The sequence below is a fragment of the Anabaena sp. CA = ATCC 33047 genome, from assembly GCF_963870205.1.
Taxonomy (GTDB): Bacteria; Cyanobacteriota; Cyanobacteriia; order Cyanobacteriales; family Nostocaceae; genus Trichormus.
Genome location: NZ_CAWMSA010000036.1, coordinates 1 through 3,723 on the forward strand (window position 1 = coordinate 1; position 3,723 = coordinate 3,723).

Below are 3,723 nucleotides of genomic sequence, written 5' to 3' on the forward strand. Positions count from 1 at the left end.
CACTGCTGCGGCTACGATAGTTGGAGGGTTGCCTCCTGCCACAATTGCTCGGCGCCAGGTTGATTTTTTAAAAGAAATACCCAGATTATGGCAAATACATAATCTGGGTGTTTCTTTTTTTTTTGAAATTGTCATTTTCCCTCAGCCTTTTTGTGCTTGTTAGTTTAAAGTCCAGTAATAAGATAGTCCAACAGGCGATCGCCCAATCATATCATTTGATTTTCTGTTTTTTCCTATATAAATGTTTGTGGCTGGTAATTGGAAACAACAGCAGCTAAATATTCATCTAATTACATTAGATAGAAAAAATTCTCGGTTGACTCTATGCGTCGCCAAATCACCGTTTATGTTCTCATGTTCTTACTATCGATGATTCTGACTAAGCTTTGGTGGCCTATAGATGATACTCAGTGCAACTCAGAAGCTTTTCTAGCATCAAAAAACCAAAAATTCCAAGTTCAAGCTACTAAGGTAGTAGTTCAGCCGTGGCGTGGTGAACACCATGTATATGGAATCTTTATGGTGCCTGACGAATACAAGAAAACTCCTTTTTTTGTCTTAACTGTGAAAGGTGCGGAAAGTAAATGTTCTAAGCCATTTGGTTACAATCAAAACTATGATGATATCTTCGCTGAACCAAACACTCATCTCATCAGAATGTATTTCAAAACCCGCGTTGCACTGCGGCTAATTCTCCAAGGTTTGTACTCTCAATTAAATAATCCACAAAACTGGACTTTAACTTACCCGCAAGCAAAGTAAGGAATGGGGAGTGGGAAGAGGGGGGAAATCTAGCGTCAGCTTTCCTACGCAGGCGTAAGCCTACCCGCAGGATGGAAGAATAACTAATAACTATTGACTGAGTGACTTGATTTGTTGATTTAACAATTTGTTAGTGGCATTGATGACAATTTGTGCAGAACCAGCAAAAAATGATCGTTCAATATTTTGGGGTATATCACTGGGTTGGTGGTAGTGCGGTGTACGGAGATTAGCCGTATCTGTTACTAACACCGCACCTACTCCTTGATACCAAAACGGAGCATGATCACTACGAAGAGTGTCTGGTGTCATTAAGCCTTTGAGGGGAATAGGTAGCTTTAAGACATCTGGTAGATTATCTATATCTGAATTGCTAAAGGCATTAAGTAAATGCAAATGTTCTGTATCACCGACGGCTACTAAAAAATCACCTTTGTCGCTGGGTGGAGTTACAGGCAAACCCGCCGGGTATTTCTGACAACCTGTTATGTAACAAGCGTAACCTACCATATCCATCACAATCACACCGCGTAGGTTTTGCAAGCGTTTTTCTTGAGCCACAAACGCTTTACTACCAATTAGTCCGGCTTCCTCTTTGTCAAAAAATGCTAGTTGCAAAGTCAAGGGTGTAGATGGAAAACTAAAAACTCGCGCTATTTCTAGTAGCACAGCCACACCACTGGCATTATCATCAGCACCGGGAGATTGATCAACAGTATCATAATGGGCTGCAACTAAAATTGCTCCGGCTGTGGTGTCAGTTCCCTGACGTTCAGCGAAGATATTCACACCTTCTGTAAACTTTTCTAATTTGGGTTGCCAGCCTAGTTTTCGTAATTCATTGATGATATAAGTACGAGTACGCGATCGCTCTGTTGTTGTGTAGCGTTGAAAATTTAACTTTTGAATATGAGTTAATAATTTATCAATAGATACTTGCGGAGCATTGTTAACTTCCTCAAACTCAGGCTGTGGTGACGGTGTGACGACTGGTACACTCTCAACAATTTTTGGGGAGTAACGCTGCTCAAAAAATGTGCTACCTCTACCACCAACAATTACAATTGCTACTAGCACCAACAACGCCAGCCAAATTTTAGCTTTCATTTCAGTTCGTATTTGCCTTTTAGACTAGGTTAACGTAACAAAAAAGAGTTGCAGCCTAGAATCTCCCCAAAGATATAACCGAAATTAGGAGATACGCAAACAAGGATAAAGTATAATCTTTTTATCTCCGCTACCAGCAGCTAATTTTTTACCATCAGGAGTGAAGGCTACAGTATAAACAGAATCATCAGCACCTTGATAAGTACAAATCTCTTGACCAGTTTCTACCTGCCATAATTTGACAGTTTTATCTTTACTACCACTAGCTAATATTTTGCCACTAGGATGAAAAGCTACAGAACAAACATCATTATCATGGCCTAATAATGTACGCATTTCTGCACCAGTATTTATATCCCATAACTTAATTTTCTTATTCTGACTACCACTAACTAAAATCTGACCATCTGGGCTAAAAGCCAAAGAGTTAATATTAGCAAACCAATCAGAATCTGTTTGAATAGTTTGAACTTGTTGCTTAGTTAAATACCAAATTTGAATATTCTTGTCTTTACTACCACTAGCTAAAATTTTACCATCAGGACTAAAGACAACAGATAATACATCATCAGAAAAACCTTTAAAAGATGATATTTCTTGTTTTTTTTCTAATGACCAAAGCTTAACAGTTTTATCTTGACTACCACTAGCTAAAATTTTACCATCTGGGCTGAAAGCAACAGAGTAAACTTTTTCTTCATGTCCTGTAAAAGTATGAATTTCCTTACCTGTTTGCACATCCCCAATTTTGACAGTTTTATCATCACTACCACTGGCTACAGTTTTGCTATCTGGGCTAAATGCAACTGCATTTACACTTCCAAACCATAAAGATTCACCATGTCCCTTTAATATGCAATATTCTTGATTAGCTAACACATCCCAAATTTTGATAGTTTTATCATCGCTAGCACTTGCTAACATTTTGCCATCAGAACTAAAGTCAACACTACGAACTTTACTAGAATGTCCTTTGAGAATTTGGACAGATACTAAATTTTGTAGATTTTTTTGGTTAAAAGTGTCCATGATTTCCGTGCAGGATCAAAATTTCAGCCCTTTGAAAAAGATTAGCACGGATATATGCTTCAAGCAATTTCTGGGAAGTTTGACGGCTTGTCTTTTGACATAATGGCTAATTTAACGTAAATTTCCGCATGAAACACAGGATTTTTCAATTTAGACACTGTAAATTGCCATGCGGTCAAAATTTGTTTTAGCATCAACTACTTTAGCTTGCCTGACTTTGTTAGTGAGTAATGGGCAAATTGCCAGAGGAGATAATCAACACAATCATCACTCAGAGCATGATCATAAAACAATTGAAATTCCTCCTGGTCAACCCATACCAAAAGTTGACTTAGTTGTGCATAAAGATTCCTCCAAAGGATGGAATTTAGAAGCTAAAGTTTCTAATTTCCGATTTGCGCCAGAAAAGATTAATCAAGCAGCTAAACCAGGAGAAGGTCATGGTCATATTTATATCAATGGTCAGAAAATCACGCGATTATATGGTTCTTGGTACTATCTAGAAAAACTCCAACCGGGTAAAAATGAAATCACAGTTTCCCTCAATGCCAATAGTCATGAGGCGTTAGTTCATAATGGTAAAGTGATTCAAGATACTGCAATTATTGATGTGCCTAGAGACTAGGAGCTAGGGGCTAGAGGGTAGGGGCTAGTATATTTTACTCAGCACTATCTTAGACTAGCCATTACCAGATATGTTTGATTTATTTTTAATGACAATTTTGGGTTTTCTGGGTAGCTTTGGGCATTGTTTCGGAATGTGCGGGCCGCTGACGGTGGCGTTTTCTCTGTCTCATCAACCGTCATCACCACAGCAAACATCCC

At 38.4% G+C, this 3,723-nt stretch carries 5 protein-coding genes; 3 read left to right on the forward strand and 2 right to left on the reverse strand.

Translation table 11 applies throughout. The annotated features are described in order from the left end of the window. Positions 1-324 precede the first annotated feature (324 nt). Positions 325-762, forward strand: a complete 438-nt coding sequence (locus AACS98_RS08465; RefSeq protein ID WP_066378236.1) for a hypothetical protein — start codon at positions 325-327, stop codon at positions 760-762. Positions 763-852: 90 nt separating this feature from the next. Here AACS98_RS08465 and AACS98_RS08470 read toward each other — a convergent pair whose 3' ends face one another. Together AACS98_RS08470 and AACS98_RS08475 are read right to left on the reverse strand one after the other, a co-directional pair. Beyond that, a complete protein-coding gene (locus tag AACS98_RS08470) occupies positions 853-1,869 on the reverse strand; it encodes a M28 family peptidase (RefSeq protein ID WP_066378238.1) in 1,017 nt (338 codons plus the stop codon). A gap of 84 nt (positions 1,870-1,953) precedes the next feature. Next, on the reverse strand, positions 1,954-2,898 hold the full coding sequence (locus AACS98_RS08475; RefSeq protein ID WP_066378241.1) for a WD40 repeat domain-containing protein: 945 nt from the start codon (positions 2,896-2,898) through the stop codon (positions 1,954-1,956). A 169-nt stretch (positions 2,899-3,067) separates the two neighbouring features. On the opposite strand from AACS98_RS08475, the gene AACS98_RS08480 reads away from it, so the two are divergent. Together AACS98_RS08480 and AACS98_RS08485 are read left to right on the forward strand one after the other, a co-directional pair. Continuing rightward, on the forward strand, positions 3,068-3,523 hold the full coding sequence (locus AACS98_RS08480) for a hypothetical protein (protein ID WP_066378243.1): 456 nt from the start codon (positions 3,068-3,070) through the stop codon (positions 3,521-3,523). Between the two features lie 70 nt (positions 3,524-3,593). Next, the coding region (locus tag AACS98_RS08485; protein ID WP_198161127.1) for an urease accessory protein UreH domain-containing protein at positions 3,594-3,723 on the forward strand (130 nt) is incomplete at its 3' end.